The 15,277-nt window shown below is 54.4% G+C and carries 12 protein-coding genes; 9 read left to right on the top strand and 3 right to left on the bottom strand.

Annotated elements, in window-relative coordinates:
- Positions 1–261 precede the first annotated feature (261 nt).
- Positions 262–1,599: an exodeoxyribonuclease VII large subunit gene (xseA, locus tag IMCC3135_RS25935; protein ID WP_236994659.1), complete on the bottom strand. Its 1,338-nt coding sequence runs from the start codon at positions 1,597–1,599 to the stop codon at positions 262–264.
- A gap of 82 nt (positions 1,600–1,681) precedes the next feature.
- Here xseA and guaB point away from each other — a divergent pair, with 82 nt between their 5' ends.
- The 6 genes from guaB to tsaB all read left to right on the top strand — a co-directional run bounded on the left by guaB (position 1,682) and on the right by tsaB (position 8,855).
- Entirely contained in the window at positions 1,682–3,142 is a 1,461-nt protein-coding gene (gene guaB, locus IMCC3135_RS25930; protein WP_088920229.1) for an IMP dehydrogenase, read from the top strand.
- A gap of 5 nt (positions 3,143–3,147) precedes the next feature.
- On the top strand, positions 3,148–4,722 hold the full coding sequence (guaA, locus tag IMCC3135_RS25925; RefSeq protein ID WP_088920228.1) for a glutamine-hydrolyzing GMP synthase: 1,575 nt from the start codon (positions 3,148–3,150) through the stop codon (positions 4,720–4,722).
- Positions 4,723–5,003: 281 nt separating this feature from the next.
- Complete coding sequence (locus tag IMCC3135_RS25920; protein ID WP_088920227.1) at positions 5,004–5,591, top strand: OmpA family protein; 588 nt, start codon at positions 5,004–5,006, stop codon at positions 5,589–5,591.
- A 44-nt stretch (positions 5,592–5,635) separates the two neighbouring features.
- Positions 5,636–6,136, top strand: coding sequence for a hypothetical protein (locus IMCC3135_RS25915; RefSeq protein ID WP_088920226.1), 501 nt, complete (start codon positions 5,636–5,638; stop codon positions 6,134–6,136).
- Between the two features lie 50 nt (positions 6,137–6,186).
- The gene (locus IMCC3135_RS25910; RefSeq protein ID WP_088920225.1) at positions 6,187–8,142 is read left to right on the top strand and encodes an ATP-dependent DNA helicase; all 1,956 of its coding nucleotides are present in this window, start codon (positions 6,187–6,189) and stop codon (positions 8,140–8,142) included.
- Entirely contained in the window at positions 8,139–8,855 is a 717-nt protein-coding gene (gene tsaB, locus IMCC3135_RS25905; protein WP_088920224.1) for a tRNA (adenosine(37)-N6)-threonylcarbamoyltransferase complex dimerization subunit type 1 TsaB, read from the top strand. Before IMCC3135_RS25910 ends, tsaB begins: the two co-directional genes overlap by 4 nt.
- A gap of 11 nt (positions 8,856–8,866) precedes the next feature.
- Here tsaB and IMCC3135_RS25900 read toward each other — a convergent pair whose 3' ends face one another.
- Positions 8,867–9,787, bottom strand: coding sequence for a LysR family transcriptional regulator (locus IMCC3135_RS25900; RefSeq protein ID WP_088920223.1), 921 nt, complete (start codon positions 9,785–9,787; stop codon positions 8,867–8,869).
- A 122-nt stretch (positions 9,788–9,909) separates the two neighbouring features.
- Here IMCC3135_RS25900 and IMCC3135_RS25895 point away from each other — a divergent pair, with 122 nt between their 5' ends.
- Positions 9,910–10,620 carry a pirin family protein gene (locus IMCC3135_RS25895; RefSeq protein WP_236994658.1) on the top strand — a complete coding sequence of 237 codons (711 nt, stop codon included), beginning with the start codon at positions 9,910–9,912 and terminating at the stop codon, positions 10,618–10,620.
- Between the two features lie 10 nt (positions 10,621–10,630).
- Here IMCC3135_RS25895 and IMCC3135_RS25890 read toward each other — a convergent pair whose 3' ends face one another.
- Positions 10,631–10,987 (bottom strand): ArsC family reductase, encoded by a 357-nt coding sequence (locus tag IMCC3135_RS25890; RefSeq protein ID WP_205737716.1) that lies wholly within the window; start codon positions 10,985–10,987, stop codon positions 10,631–10,633.
- Positions 10,988–11,347: 360 nt separating this feature from the next.
- Between IMCC3135_RS25890 and IMCC3135_RS25880 the strand changes: the two genes are divergently transcribed.
- Positions 11,348–13,105, top strand: coding sequence for an efflux RND transporter periplasmic adaptor subunit (locus IMCC3135_RS25880; protein ID WP_157736276.1), 1,758 nt, complete (start codon positions 11,348–11,350; stop codon positions 13,103–13,105).
- On the top strand, positions 13,042–15,267 hold the full coding sequence (locus tag IMCC3135_RS25875; protein ID WP_169727528.1) for a hypothetical protein: 2,226 nt from the start codon (positions 13,042–13,044) through the stop codon (positions 15,265–15,267). Before IMCC3135_RS25880 ends, IMCC3135_RS25875 begins: the two co-directional genes overlap by 64 nt.
- The last annotated feature ends 10 nt before the right edge of the window (positions 15,268–15,277 follow it).

Raw genomic sequence — 15,277 nt, 5'->3', positions numbered from 1 at the left:
CGCAGTTTTTTTACTACTGGCTTTGTTCTTGGCGGGCTTGTTTTCAGAGGTAGGGGACAAGGCAATATTCTCCGTAGAAGCCTTTTCGGCGGCTGGTGTACTTCCGGTCTTCATGTTCGAACCCGAAGCTTTGTGGCACGAGTGCCAGCAGCTCTCTTGGACGTGATTGTTGCCATGTGACTACCTACTCTAGTCACAAATTTCGCAGCGCCGCTTTTTACCAGTTATTTGAAGAAAAAGCAATAGTTGTGTAGGTAATATTCAAGGTTTCAAAGAGTCTGTACTGCTCACAATGGCACTGAATTCACCATTTGAGAGCCTGGTTGTAATTTTGTCGCCAGGCTGCAAGCTGCTGACCTGCGACACGATATTTCCATCTTTTCTGACTAGTGCATAACCACGTTCCAGCACACCGAGAGGGCTAACAGCATGCAGCGCTCGTGCCATGATTTCGAAACGTGAGCGAGCACGATCTTGCCGTTTACCGATGGCGACGCGCATTCGAGCTTCCATAGCCTGCCAGAGAGCTTGATGGCGTGCAAGGCGAACAGCGGGTGAACTCGCTTCCAGGCGGGCTCTGAGGGCCTGCTGGCGCGACATACGGCGTTGTTTCTGTGCATCCCAGGCCCGAGTCAAACGCATTTCCAGTTCATCGGCACGTTGTGCCTGTTCTCGCAAGCGACGCTCGGGGTGGCGCAGGTGTAGTCGAGCGAGTTGCTGGTTCAAGCGCTGGCGACTGTCGTCGAGGCGGGCCTGGTTCGCCCGATAGAGGGCCTTGGAGGCTGCGCTGACACGGTGCTGCAGGCTGTTGCCGTCAGGGGTTGCCAGTTCTGCGGCCGCCGAGGGCGTGGGTGCGCGCAGGTCTGCAACCAGATCGCTGATGGTGATGTCGACTTCGTGGCCGATGCCTGCCACCACAGGGATGACGCTGTCCTTGATGGCTTCAGCCACGGCGACTTCGTTGAAGGCCCATAAGTCCTCGAGAGAACCACCGCCGCGAACCAATAGCAGGACATCGGTTTCTGCGCGCCGGTTGGCCTGTTGCAAAGCTCGGACGATGGCGGGTGCGGCTGCTGCGCCCTGAGTCAGGGTCGGGTAGATGATGATATCGGCCTGACGATAACGCCGCGCCAGCACTTGCAGCACATCTCGCAGTGCTGCACCGGTGGGTGAGGTCACCACGCCGATGGTGCGGGGCAGGGCCGGAACCGTCTGTTTCAGATCCTGGGAAAACCAGCCCAGCTCATCCAGCTTGCGCTTGGTCGCTTCAAAGGCTGCCTGCAGCTTGCCGGCACCGGCAGGTTCCATGTGCTCCACGATCAGCTGGTAATCACCACGCGCAGCGTAAAGACCCAATTTGCCGCGCACAATGACGGCTTCGCCGTTTTCTGGCTGGAAGTCGATATAACGGTTGCGACCTTTGAACATGGCGCAACGTATTTGTGCCTGGCTGTCTTTCAGGGTGAAATAAAAGTGCCCACTGGCCGGTCGGCTGAAGTTGGAAAGCTCGCCCTGTAGCCAAAGTGTGCCGAATCCGGTTTCCAGAAGTCGTTGAACTTCCTGATTCAGGCGGCTGACTGTAAATATCTTTTTATCCACGGTGTGAAGCATACACCGGCAAGGCCTGTAATCACTGTATACTTCGCCCGCATCCTGTCTGCCCCTATGGTTGTCTTAATCGATGCTCGTCACCCAAGAAGCTCTCACTTTCGACGATGTTCTGCTGACACCTCGGCATTCGCAGGTTTTGCCACGCGATGTCGACCTGTCAACACAACTCACCCGGTCCCTGCGACTGAATATCCCGCTGCTCTCTGCCGCGATGGATACCGTAACCGAATCACGTCTTGCGATCGCTCTGGCGCAGGAAGGTGGTATCGGCATCATCCACAAGAATCTGTCCATTGAACGTCAGGCTGCTGAAGTCTCACGCGTCAAGAAGCATGAAAGTGGTGTGGTGACCGAACCCATCACGATTACGCCTGATACCACCATCCGTCAGGTCATGGATATGATTGCCCAGCACGGCATATCCGGATTGCCAGTGGTGCAAGGCAAGACACTGGCCGGCATCGTGACCCAGCGTGATCTGCGTTTCGAAACGCGTCTGGATCAACCGGTTTCCGCCATCATGACGCCGCGCGAGCGACTGGTGACGGTGCATGAAAGTGCGCCTCGCAGTGAAGCTATCGAACAATTGCACAAGCACCGGATCGAAAAGGTGCTAATCGTCAATGACGACTTCGAACTGCGCGGCATGATCACCGTTAAGGATATTCGCAAGGCACAGGATTTTCCGAATGCCTGCAAGGACGGTCAGGCTCGCCTGCTGGCCGGGGCCGCCGTGGGCACCGGTGCCGACACCGATGAGCGAGTTGCACAGCTGGTACATGCAGGTGTGGATGTGCTGATTGTCGACACCGCACATGGACACTCTCAAGGCGTGCTCGATCGCGTTGCCTGGATCAAGGAAAATTTCTCTGACGTGCAGGTGATCGGCGGCAATATCGCCACGGCTGAAGCTGCGCTGGATCTGGTTGCTCGTGGCGCTGATGGTGTGAAGGTCGGCATTGGTCCTGGTTCAATCTGCACGACGCGAATTGTTGCGGGTGTGGGTGTGCCGCAGATTACTGCTATCCACAATGTAGCCAAGGCTCTGATGGATACCGATGTGCCGTTGATTGCCGATGGTGGTATTCGCTTCTCGGGCGATATGGCCAAGGCCATTGCTGCCGGTGCATCCACCGTCATGGTGGGCGGCATGTTCGCAGGCACCGAAGAGGCGCCGGGCGAAGTCGTGTTGTACCAGGGAAGCTCTTACAAGTCCTATCGCGGCATGGGTTCCGTGGGTGCGATGCGCGCCGGCTCCAGCGATCGTTATTTTCAGGACGATGAGGACGCGGAAGACAAGCTGGTACCCGAAGGCATTGAAGGTCGAGTCCCCTACAAGGGCCCTATGTCTGCCATCGTTCATCAGATGATCGGCGGCGTACGTTCCAGCATGGGTTATTGCGGGGCTCCTGATATAGCCAGCATGCGTCGCGATGCCACCTTTGTACGGGTGACGGGCGCCGGCATGCGAGAAAGCCATGTGCACGATGTGCAGATGACCAAAGAAGCTCCTAACTACCGGATCAGTTGATACCTATGGCCGACTTGCATGACCAGCGAATTCTGGTTCTCGATTTTGGTGGACAAACGACACAGCTCATTGCACGACGAGTGCGTGAAAGTGGTGTTTATTGCGAAATTCATCCCTGGGATATCAGTGATGAGGTGGTTCGGGAATTCAACGCCAGTGGTGTGATTCTCTCTGGCGGGCCTGAGTCTGTCATTGCGCCGGGTTCACCGGTTATTCCACAGGCAGTGTTGGATATGGATGCGCCAATATTGGGTATTTGCTATGGCATGCAAGCCATGGTTCACCAGCTGGGTGGCGAGGTGCAGGCGCAGGCCTCGCACAGCGAGTTTGGGCATGCGGTCGTTAACGTGCACGGTGGTTCAGCCTTGTTCGATGGTCTGGAAGATCACCGTCTGGAAGACAAGAGCCAGCTGGATGTCTGGATGAGTCACGGCGATCGTGTTGAAACCTTGCCTGAGGGTTTCTCACTGGTAGGTACCAGTGCGAATGCCCCTAGTGCCATCATGTCCAATGAAGCTGCCAAACGCTTTGGTATCCAGTTTCATCCCGAAGTGACTCACACCAAAAAAGGGGCAGATATCCTGCGTCGTTTCGTACTGGATATCTGTCAGTGCGATGGTCTATGGACGCCGGGCAACATCATTGATGATGCGGTGAGTCGTGTGCAGGAAATGGTCGGCGAAGATGAAGTCTTGCTGGGCCTGTCAGGTGGTGTGGATTCATCTGTGGTGGCAGCACTGTTGCACAAAGCCATTGGCAAGCAGCTGACCTGCGTGTTTGTCGACAACGGTCTGTTGCGTCTGCATGAAGGTGATCAGGTCATGAAGACCTTCGCTGACAACATGGGTGTGCGGGTTATTCGGGTCAATGCACAGAAGCGTTTTCTGGATGCGCTGGCCGGTGTGACTGATCCTGAAGCCAAGCGCAAGGTTATTGGCAATCTCTTTATCGAGGTTTTCGAGGAAGAGGCCGCCAAGCTGAAGAATGCTTTATGGCTAGCACAAGGCACCATTTATCCTGATGTGATCGAATCGGCTGCCAGTACTTCGGGCAGTGCTCATCTGATCAAGTCACACCATAATGTGGGCGGTTTGCCGAGCGAGATGCGGTTGAAGCTGGTCGAGCCGTTACGAGAGTTGTTCAAGGACGAGGTTCGTACCATCGGTATGGATCTGGGATTGCCGCCCATCATGGTGCAGCGCCATCCGTTTCCTGGTCCTGGTCTGGGTGTGCGGATTCTGGGTGAGGTCAAAGAGGAATATGCGGACATCCTGCGTGAGGCTGACAATATTTTCATCGAGGCTTTGTTACGCCACGATCTCTATCACACAGTCTCTCAGGCCTTTACCGTGTTTCTGCCGATCAAGTCGGTTGGTGTCACGGGTGATGGTCGACGCTATGACTACGTTGTTGCCTTACGTGCTGTCGAGACGGTTGATTTCATGACTGCAAGGGCTGCACAGCTGCCTTGGGATTTTCTGGATGAAGTGTCGCGCACTATCTGTAATTCGATTACACGGATATCAAGGGTTACATACGACATATCCAGCAAACCTCCGGCAACCATTGAATGGGAGTGATGCTGAGTAAGTCTTGTGCTCGTTTTGAGATGAATGTGTAACCTTTTGATGTCTAAATACCGTGTTCCGTATCATTCTGGTCCGGAATACGCATGTAAGTGCGCGGTATGAAGGGATTGCAGTCTGCAGTGATTCTGCTAGCCTTCAGGGGCGGGATCCCTTCACTACCCAGACATTATCGGCACCGGGAACAGGCCTGTTCCTCGCGGCGTGACCGCTGCTTCGTTGTGTTTCGATGAGGCGTTGGTCAACACCCAATACAAGGAGAGCAAGAAAGCACCATGAACATCATCAAATGGGTCGTACTGCTGAGCAGTCTGCAAGTCCTGGTCGGGTGTGCCTCGGGCAGAACACCGGTAACCGGTACCGAGGGTCTGGGTAAAGCCGGCGCTGCCATTACGAGAGCTGACGTAGACGAAAGCCTTGCGCAGGATGCTGACAAGGATGGAATTCCCGATTCCGAAGACGAATGCGCCGATTCCTCATCCACAGCACTGGTTGATGCAACAGGTTGTGAGATTGTCACGGGCGTTATTGAAGGCCTGAACTTTGGTCCTGATAAAACCGAGCTGTCATCCGATTCGCGTGCCGCGTTGAGCAAGCTGGTAGAAGCTCTATTGCGTTACCCTGAGGTGGTGATTGCGGTGGAAGGGCATACAGACAACCGTGGCGCCGCTGCAGATAACCTCGAACTCTCGAAGCAACGCGTGCTGTCAGTGGTACGCTATATGGTCTCGCAAGGCATTACAGCGGACCGAATCAAGCCTTATGGTTATGGCGAAAGCCGCCCTCGAGCCGCTAATGCAACTGCCATTGGTCGGGAACAGAATCGAAGAATCGAGATCAACATAGTTGAAGGCTTGCTGTAGCCGACTAAGCTAGGCAGAATGCGCCTGCAGACTCCCAGGACACCATGATCATCCGTAATCCAGCTCAGAAACGACCCGTACACGCAATTGCCGTGTTGTGTTCCGTATTGTTGTTAGGCGCTTGTGCCACGACGCCACCTGCCATCAACATCGATACCTTGCCAGATCCTGTTATTGGCGCACCCGGTGGCGGTATTGCCCGGGGTGATACCACCGATGCGAAAGTGGCAGGCTTCTGGTCTGCTGCAGAGGAAGCTCGAGCTGCGGGCAAGAATTCGGCGGCGCTCGAAATACTGTACCAGGCAATTGATCTGGATCCACGCAGCCCCGTGCTATGGAGCCGGGCGGCAGAATTACAGTTAACGGGTCTGGAAGCGGCACTGGCAGAAAGTTACGCGACCAAATCCAATGCATTTGCCACTGATGCAGATCAGGCACTGTTATACCGAAACTGGTTGATCATCGAGCACGCTCGAAAGATGCGCGGTGATCTGCTGGGTGTGAGAAGTGCACACAAAAAAGTGCAACAGTACGAATATCGCTAGTCAGCAGCTGCCAGTGCGCAGTTGCCAACCGGAGCAAGGAGGCACCGGCCATGGAAGCAATTGATTCGATCACTGAAGTATTGGGCCTTGATGGTCCGATAGCGCGGCACCTGTCCGGCTTTGCCCCACGTGAAGAGCAGCAGCATCTGGCTGAGGCCATATTCAGCACGTTCGAGAAGGGCAATGTGCTGGTCGGGGAGGCCGGTACCGGTACCGGCAAAACCTTTGCTTATCTGGTGCCCGCCATTTTATCCGGTCAGCGGATAATCATCTCCACGGGCACTCGCCACCTGCAGGATCAGCTGTTCTACAGCGATCTGCCGTTGGTCAAGAAGGCATTGTCATCCGGAGTGACTACCAGTCTGCTCAAGGGGCGCGCCAACTACCTGTGCAAGCATCGGCTGAAACGCGCCATGGGCCATCCAGCCTTGCTGGATGATCGCCACCAATTACATCTGCGCACCATCGCCAGTTGGGCAAATTCCACCAAGACCGGCGACATCGCGGAAGTGATGAACGTTCCCGAAGACTCCATGGCCTGGAGTTTTATTGTGTCTAATGAAGAATTCTGTTCCAAGCACGAGTTTGAAGATATGGCCGATTGCTATATCCATAACGCTCGCAAAAAGGCACAGGAATCAGATATTGTCGTCGTCAACCACCATCTGCTGTGTGCGGATCTGGCACTCAAGGAGCAGGGCTTCGGTGAATTGCTACCCAGCGCCAATGGCTTTGTTATCGATGAGGCACATCAGCTGCCCGATATCGCTGCACAGTTCTTCGGTCGCAAGTTCAGCAGTCGTCAGCTACTGGATCTGGCTCGTGACACCGTCGGTGAGCAGTTGCAGGAAGCTCCGGATATGCGTGAGCTACGGGATCTTGCGCAGGAACTGGAAACCGGCATTCGTCACTTTCGTCTGGCCTTTCCTATCGAGCCTGGTCGTGATACCTGGTTTTCGGTCAGGGACACCGCCGCCGTCGACCGTGAGCTGGAACGTCTGACCATTCTGCTGGGCTCACTGGAAGAGGCGTTGGCGGATGCCGCGCCACGTGGCAAGGGACTGGAAAGCTGTCACAAGCGGGCGGTGATACACGCAGACTCTCTGAAGCGGTTTGTTGATAACCCAGCCGATGGCGAGTACGTGCACTGGTATGAAACCTACCGTACCGGCTTCAGTCTGAACATGACACCCATGACCGTATCGGGGCCTTTCCAGAGAGCCATGAAGGGCATGACATCCAGTTGGGTGTTTACCTCGGCAACACTGGCAGTGGGCGGCGATTTCGGTCATTTCTGTGGTCAGTTGGGGCTGGAAGATATTCGTGAGCTGCAGGTGGATAGCCCGTTCGATTACACGCATAACGCGCTGCTTTATCTGCCCGAGGCATTGCCGGAGCCACAGCGTTCCAGCTATACGACGGCGGTGGTAGACACGGTCATCCCTGTGCTTGAAGCCAGTGAAGGACGAGCTTTTCTGCTTTTTACCAGTTATCGCGCCATGCATGAAGCAGCACGTTTGCTCGAAGGCCGAATTGAATATCCAATACTGATGCAGGGGCAAATGCCCAAGCGTGAATTGATAGAAGCCTTTCAAGAGGCCGGCAATGCAGTGTTACTGGGTACCAGCAGTTTCTGGGAAGGCGTGGATGTGCGTGGTGATGCCTTGTCCCTGGTCGTTATCGACAAACTGCCGTTCGGATCCCCGGGAGATCCTGTCATGAGTGCGCGTATCGATCACATGAAAAAAGCCGGTGGCAACCCGTTTTACGAATTTCAGATTCCACAGGCTGCCATCGCTCTCAAGCAGGGTGTCGGACGCTTGATACGGGATGTGACGGATCGAGGTGTGTTGGTGTTGTGTGATCCGCGCATGCGTACGCGTGATTACGGTGAGCTATTCATCACCAGTTTGCCACCGATGCCTATTACCAGAGGTTTGGACGAAGTGCAGCAATTCTACGAAAAAGCGCGCAAGAGCCTTGATGAGGATCCGGTTGAATCATGAATTTGCTTGCGATTGAGACCTCTACCGATGCTTGTTCGGTGGGGCTATCCCTGGATGGGCAATTACTGCTGGATCATCGCATGGCGCCCCAGCAGCACGGCGCATTGGTTTTACCGATGATCGATGCGCTGATGAGTGAGGCGGGGCTGGCCCCCACCCAGCTTGATGGCGTGGTGTTTGGCCGAGGCCCGGGAAGTTTTACGGGCGTCAGAATTGGCGTGGCGTTGACTCAGGGGATTGCACTGGGTGCGGACGTGGGAGTTGTAGGTATATCAACCTTGCAGTCCGTGGCTCAAGGGTGTTTCCGGCAGCACGGCGATACTGAACTGGCTGTGTGTCTGGATGCGAGAATGAGTGAGGTGTATTTCAGTGCCTTCGTGCTGGATGAGGCTAATCTCATGCAGGCGGTGATGGATGAGCAAGTCATACCTCCCGCTGACATGCCGCATTTGCCAGTGGACCGTAACTGGCAGTGGGCGGGATCAGGTGCCGAGTGTTATGGCGAACTTCTGGCAAGTGATTTTGCTGTTGATGCTAGTCGTATTCGGGCAGATTGCTGGCCGATGGCCGAGGACCTGCTGACCTTGGGTGGTGCTATCGCTCGTGCAGGTGGTCTGGTATCGCCTGAGCAGGCCATGCCGGTTTATCTGCGTGACAAGGTTGCCCAGACGACGGTCGAAAGGGCTGAGCAGGCGGCGCTACGTAAAGCTTGATCAGCGCCTGATTATGGTTTCAGACACTCATCCCATAGGGGGGTGTCGCCGAAATTGTTCACCAGATAATCAATGAAGGCGCGGGTGCGCGCAGGAAGAAAGCGGGTGTCCGGATAGACGGCATGCAAGCCGTGGCGGCCCCAGTGGTGATCCATCAGAACGGGTTCAAGTGAGCCATTCAGGATGGCATCATTCATGAGAAATGTGGGTTCCAGAAGAATGCCCAAGCCGTCGATGGCTGAGGACAGCAGTACGTCGCCATTGTTGGCCAGCATGCGTATCGAGTGAATGTCCACGAGGCCAGGCTTGCCTGAAGCATCGGTATAGGACCAGCGTCCGGGGCTGGCCAGGTTGGAGTAGCACAAGCCGGGGTAGCGACTGAGTTCAGCGGCAAAGGCAGGCTTGCCGTGTTCTTTCCAGAAAGAAGGCGCGGCGGCGACGATCTGATTGATCGGTGCCAACAGGCGGGATTTCAGTGACGAGTCGTGCAGGGTGCCAATGCGGATGGCCAGATCCAGACGGTTGCTGATCAGATCACGGTGCTGATCGTTCAGATCCATATCGATTTGCAGATCAGGATTTGCCTTCAGGAATCCGGTGATGGCCGGTGTCAGGTGCTTCAGGCCAAAGCTCAATGGCGCCGTCAGGCGCAGGGTGCCCGTCAGTGATTGCACATCCTCGCCGACGCACTCCTCAGCTTCTTCCAGGTCCGCAAGAATCTGTTGAGCACGAACCAGAAAACGCTCACCGGCATCGGTCAGTACGATCTGGCGGGTGGTACGGGTCAGCAGTTGCGAGCCAAGCCTTGCTTCCAGTTCACTCAGACGTCGGCTCACCGCTGAGGGTGCGCGTTGCAGTTCTGCCGCTGCCTTACTGACACTGCTTAGTTCACTGACTCGAACAAAGGTACGTAAGTCCTCGAATCGGTCCACATTATTCTCCCTGGCAGAAAAGACACTGCGAATTTGCCGTCTTTATAACTCTCAGTGCAAGGACTATTGTGTGGGCATGCGCAATCGAGCGACTTGATTGGCAGTCACAACATGAGGATTGCATGATGACACGTATGAATATGACAGTTCGACACGCTGCTGATCGTGGCATGGCTGACCATGGTTGGTTGAAGAGTGCTCATACCTTCAGCTTTGCCAACTACCATGATCCAGAGCATATGCAATATGGTCCATTGCGAGTCATCAATGACGATGAGGTAGCAGGGGGCGGCGGTTTTCCTCCGCATCAGCATCAGGATGCCGAGATATTCTCCTATGTGCTGGAAGGCTCATTGGAGCATAAGGACTCGCTGGGTAATGGCAGTACCGTGAGTGCGGGCGGTGTGCAGTACATGAGCGCCGGCTCTGGTGTTGTACACAGTGAGTTCAACCCATCTGCTGATGAGCGGGTTCGTTTTCTGCAGGTATGGTTGCTGCCCTCAGAGCGCGGCGCCACTCCTCGTTACGAGACGATGGTTGTGAATGCGGAGGACAAAGCCGGAAAGTTGAAGCTCTTTCTGTCACCGGATGGGCGCGATGGTTCCATGGCGACACGGGCTCAGGCTCTCGTGCATGCTGCTACGCTGAATGGTGAGCAGCGCATTGAGCATGACTTGGGCGTGCATGAGAAGGCCTGGCTGCAAGTGGCAGCCGGAACGCTTCGGGTTAATGACGTGTTGCTGGTCAAAGGCGATGGTGTGGCCATTGACGGGGGCGGCACGCTGGTATTGGAAGGTGGCGAGCAAGCCGAGGTGTTGCTGTTCGAGATGTAGAGCAGCAGGCCTATTTGAACAGGGCAGCGTATTGATCAGCTGAGAAACCGACTTCGATACGCTTGTCCATTGTCAGAACGGGGCGTTTGATGATGCTGGGGTTCTCCAGCATCAGCTCGATGGCGGTGGCTTCGTCAATACTATCTTTGGTTTCCTGCGGGACTTTTCGCCACGTCGTACCTCGGCGATTCAATAGTACTTCCCAGCCTGTTACCAAGATCCAGTTGCGCAGCGTATCCTCGTCGATGCCGGCTTTCTTGTAGTCGTGGAACTCGTATTCGATCTCATTTTCTTTCAGCCATGCGCGAGCTTTTTTTATGGTGTCGCAGTTTGGAATTCCAAAAATCCGGATAGTAGATGGCTTCATAAAACACTCAATTTATAATTTTTATTGTGCAGGTAGAATTTTTACATGCCAAATAGTAACCTTTTGCCTGATCTGAATGTTCTTGCAATCAGGATCATTGCTGCCAGTGGAGATCAGTATTTCGTCGCTGACGGTTTCGAAGAAATCGAGTCCATTGCACCTGGATCCGGGCGTGGATCAGGTGCTGCTGCATTACTTGCATGCCTGATGTTGAATTGGCACAAACACTCACCCGCTATTTCAGTGTTACTCGCACTCGAACTCCCTCAACATAGATTGCATTCAGCCGCTTAGTAGGAATTGTTTTCCTGCTTCAGGATGTCGTACACGTGCAGACAACTGTCTAAAGATGACCTTGGCATGATCATTTCCGAACCCTTCATCAGGTCTTGGTTTGCTCTACAGAGCCAACTGATATCTGGGTTGCAGCATGCCTATATCGATCTTCACGGGGCAGGGGTGCTGCCTGGTGGTCTAACGGTTAGCTACCCGGACAATTTGGACTCAACAGTTGAGCTGTCCCTCGCCGCACAATTGGCGCGACGCTCTGGCGCGCCGGTAACCGGTACGAGTATTTCAAAAGAGGATGGTGCGACGATATTGCGTATCGCCTGTCCAATGCAGCTGGGCGAGCATGCAGACGGTGCACTGGTTGTGGAAGTCAAAGCCCCGCCGGATAGACAGGCTGCAGTCCTGCAGTTACTCAAATGGGGTGAGTCCTGGCTCAATCTTGCTTTAGAGCAGCGCGATGAAGAGCCAGAGTCGGAAGGCTACAAACGATTGATCCAGACGGGCATGGCCCAAAAAGACTACCGCGATACAGTGACAGTCGTACTAGCACTGTTGCGGGTCCGTACTGCCTGTACCCGAGTAGCATTAGGGTACTCGACTGAAAATGGCGTGAAACTGGATACGATTTCAGAGCTGGGTGAACTGGATTTTCGCAGTACTCGTGTGAAATCTATCGAGAGTGCCATGACCGAGGCCTTGCAACATGGAAGCACCGTAAGCTGCTCGAATTCTGATAACGATACAGGTGAATTTCCTCAACAGCGCCGGTTAGTGGAATCCGGTAGTTTATCCGGTGTTTTTTGTGTGCCGATCCTTCAAGGTTTGTGCAATCCATTGGTTATCTGCTTTGAGTTTGCCAACGGATTCAGTCATGAGAGTAGTCGACGAGCGGTATGCGAGGAGGGTGCTACGATCGTTGCTCCATTGCTTGAGCTACATCGTGAACAGAAGCGGCCCTGGTTGCATCGACTCAAGGCTCTTTGTCACGAAGGCATTCAGCAATTGCTGGATGTGAATGGGCGTCAAAAGCGAATAGGTCTGATGGTTTTTGTGTTGCTTCTTGTGCTGTTTGCACAAAGTGACGGAGAGTATCGGGTACCTGCGTCGGCAACTCTCGAAGGAACGGTGCAAAGGGCCGTGATAGCCCCGTTTGAGGGCTATATTCTTGATGCCAGAGCGCGGGCAGGACAACAGGTTGCTGAAGGAGACCTGCTGGCTCGGCTCGATGATCGTGAGCTGCTTGGAGAGCGTCGCAGGCTGCGTGCCGAGCAAGGCGAGCTAGCCGAGCAGCATCGGCAGGCTGTTGCCACACTCGATCATGGAAAGGCAAAAATATTCGAGGCACAACTTGAGCAGGCTCAAGCAAAATTGTCTCTGGTGCAGGACCAATTGTCACGTACGGAATTACGCGCCCCACTGGGTGGGTTGGTGATATCAGGGGACTGGAGTCGCTCGCTCGGAGTACCTGTCCAGCGCGGCGATTTGTTGTTCCAGATTGCCCCTCTGGATGAATATCAAATAGTAATGAAAGTGAGCGACAAGGATATCGCCGAAGTCAAAGTGGGGCAGCAGGGCTTACTGACGCTGTCCGCGCTCCCAAGAGATACCGTTCGGTTCACTGTCAGTGGCATCAGTACGATGGCGCCAGTAGAAACAATTGAACCTGCATTCCGGGTCGAAGCTGCGTTGCAAGAGACTTTGCTAGGCTTGCGCCCTGGCATGCAGGGCGTTGCAAAGATTGTCGTGGGTGAGCATCGTCGCTGGTGGATCTGGACGCACGATTTGACGGATTGGTTGCGTTTACAACTATGGCGCCTGTGGCCGTGAAAAATGGCGCTGTTTCTACCGATCTGCCAAACCCATTGTGGCAGTGTATGGCAGGGCTACGTTTTGTTCTTTGCGATTGCGTATCAGTAGATACACTGAACTACGGTGGAAGTAATTCGTACTTGCTGCGCAATGCTTTCAACCTGCAGCAATTGCGTTTGAGTCAGGGGGTTTTCCAGCTGCTTGAGAAGATGGACGGACAGCGCACACTGGAGCAGGTATGCGCATTGTCTACAACAAGCCAAGAGCTGACACCGATTCGGCAACACGAAATCATCAGTACAATAACCCAGCTTCAGGCCGCCGGAATGGTGGAATCAGATAAACCGCGTGAGGTCGCAACACTTGTCGAACAGCATCAGGAAGAACGTCGACGCAGGCAACTTGCACGATGGATGCGTCTGATATCGCCAAGGTTCTGTTTGTTGAACCCGGATCAATTTCTGACACGCAGTTTTCCCTGGATTGCCTGGTTGTTCCAACCGCTGTTTTTGTTTGTATGGCTGGGAATCAGTCTTTACGCAGGCTCACAGGCGTTGATGCAATGGGATGCTTTAACGACGTATGGCGCCCAGCGTCTTGATGACCCAGGCCAGTGGGTGCTACTGGTCTGTGTGTACCCCATCGTCAAGGGATTGCATGAGCTCGGCCATTGCTTTGCCGCCAAATCCGGTGGCGCTGCTGTTAATGAGATGGGAATAACGCTGCTGGTTTTTCTACCCGTTCCCTATGTCGATGCCTCTGCTGCATCGGTGTTCGCCGACAAATACCGACGCATGCTGGTGGGGGCTGCCGGAATCATGGTAGAGGTGTTCTTAGCATCGGTGGCTCTCTTTGTCTGGCTGCATGTTGATGATGGGCTGTTACGGGACTCAGCATTCGCGATCATGTTGATTGGCGGGGTGTCGACCTTGCTCTTCAATGGGAATCCGTTACTGCGGTTCGATGGTTACTATGTCCTGGCGGATGCTATCGAGATCCCCAATCTATCCAGTCGTGCCTCTCAATACCATGTGTATCTATTCAGACGTTATGTGCTGGGGGCGGACACGCAGAAACCTGCTTCACTGACGACGAGGGAGCGCCGCTGGTTTGCATTCTATGGCGTAGCTGCCTTAGTCTATCGAACGGGTGTCAGTATCGGTATAGCACTATTTTTGATGGTATCTGTGCCGGTGTTGGGCGCACTGATGGCCATCTGGCTCTTGAGCATACAATTGCTGGTACCGCTGGTTCGGCAGTTTCATTACCTGATGTTCAGTCCTGCGCTGACAGGTCGACGAGTTCGAGCCGTGGGATTGCTGGCAGGCGGGTTTAGTGTATTTGCCGGGCTGCTGACGTTGGCTTCCTTCCCGTCCAGTACCGTCGTTGACGGAGTGGTACTGCTACCTGATCATGCCGTGGTTCGTGCCGAAGTTGATGGTTTTTTGCAAACCCAGACAGTGGCTGATGAAACGTCAGTAGAGCGTGGAGATGTTCTGTTCGTGCTGACTAACGCGCCCCTGAAAGCTGATATTGATGTATTGCAAGCTCGAGTGTTTGAACTTCAAACACGACATGATCTGGCAGGTTTCGACCAACGTGTGGCTCGCGATATCCACGCGGAACGATTGACAGAGGCAAAAGCGGATCTGTTACAACTGCGCCAGCGTGAGGCTGGACTAGTAGTACGCAGCCCGGGGATGGGTACGTTGCAGGTACCTTTTGGTCACGACCGGGAAGGGCGATTTATCCATCAAGGTGACATGCTGGCTTATCTGGCGAATCAAGCCGATGTCGTAATACGGGTTGTGGCCACGCAGAAAGATGCCAGTCGTATTCGTGAAGGTTCAGGCAACATCGAGGTGCGCCTGGCTGAACGCAGCGGGCGGATATCGCCCGGAACATTGTTGCGAGAAGTCCCGTTAGCGTCTGATCAGCTACCCAATGCGGCTCTTGGCAGCAGATCAGGCGGCGCCATTCAGGTTGATGCTCGGGATGAGCGTGGAACTACTGTGCTCGAGCGCGTATTTGCATTCGATATCACTATCCCGTTCAGTGCTCGAGGGCGCTATGTGGGCAGTCGTGCCTCGGTGCGGTTCCAGCACAGCTCCCAGCCACTACTGCCTCGATGGATTGATGAGGTAAAACGCATGATTAGTAAAAAACTCGATCCCGTATAACACTTCGTTC

Source organism: Granulosicoccus antarcticus IMCC3135 (assembly GCF_002215215.1).
GTDB classification, from domain to species: Bacteria; Pseudomonadota; Gammaproteobacteria; order Granulosicoccales; family Granulosicoccaceae; genus Granulosicoccus; species Granulosicoccus antarcticus.
The sequence above is the reverse complement of the archived record's forward strand: the minus strand, read 5'-3'. Positions and strand labels throughout refer to the sequence as shown.

Excerpts from the sequence above, each read along its gene's own strand:
- IMCC3135_RS25920 (WP_088920227.1), top strand. The coding sequence starts at position 5,004 with ATGAACATCATCAAATGGGTCGTACTGCTGAGCAGTCTGCAAGTCCTG.
- IMCC3135_RS25895 (WP_236994658.1), top strand. The coding sequence starts at position 9,910 with ATGATGACACGTATGAATATGACAGTTCGACACGCTGCTGATCGTGGC.
- guaA (WP_088920228.1), top strand. The coding sequence starts at position 3,148 with ATGGCCGACTTGCATGACCAGCGAATTCTGGTTCTCGATTTTGGTGGA.
- tsaB (WP_088920224.1), top strand. The coding sequence starts at position 8,139 with ATGAATTTGCTTGCGATTGAGACCTCTACCGATGCTTGTTCGGTGGGG.
- guaB (WP_088920229.1), top strand. The coding sequence starts at position 1,682 with ATGCTCGTCACCCAAGAAGCTCTCACTTTCGACGATGTTCTGCTGACA.
- IMCC3135_RS25910 (WP_088920225.1), top strand. The coding sequence starts at position 6,187 with ATGGAAGCAATTGATTCGATCACTGAAGTATTGGGCCTTGATGGTCCG.
- IMCC3135_RS25880 (WP_157736276.1), top strand. The coding sequence starts at position 11,348 with ATGATCATTTCCGAACCCTTCATCAGGTCTTGGTTTGCTCTACAGAGC.
- IMCC3135_RS25890 (WP_205737716.1), bottom strand. The coding sequence starts at position 10,987 with ATGAAGCCATCTACTATCCGGATTTTTGGAATTCCAAACTGCGACACC.
- IMCC3135_RS25915 (WP_088920226.1), top strand. The coding sequence starts at position 5,636 with ATGATCATCCGTAATCCAGCTCAGAAACGACCCGTACACGCAATTGCC.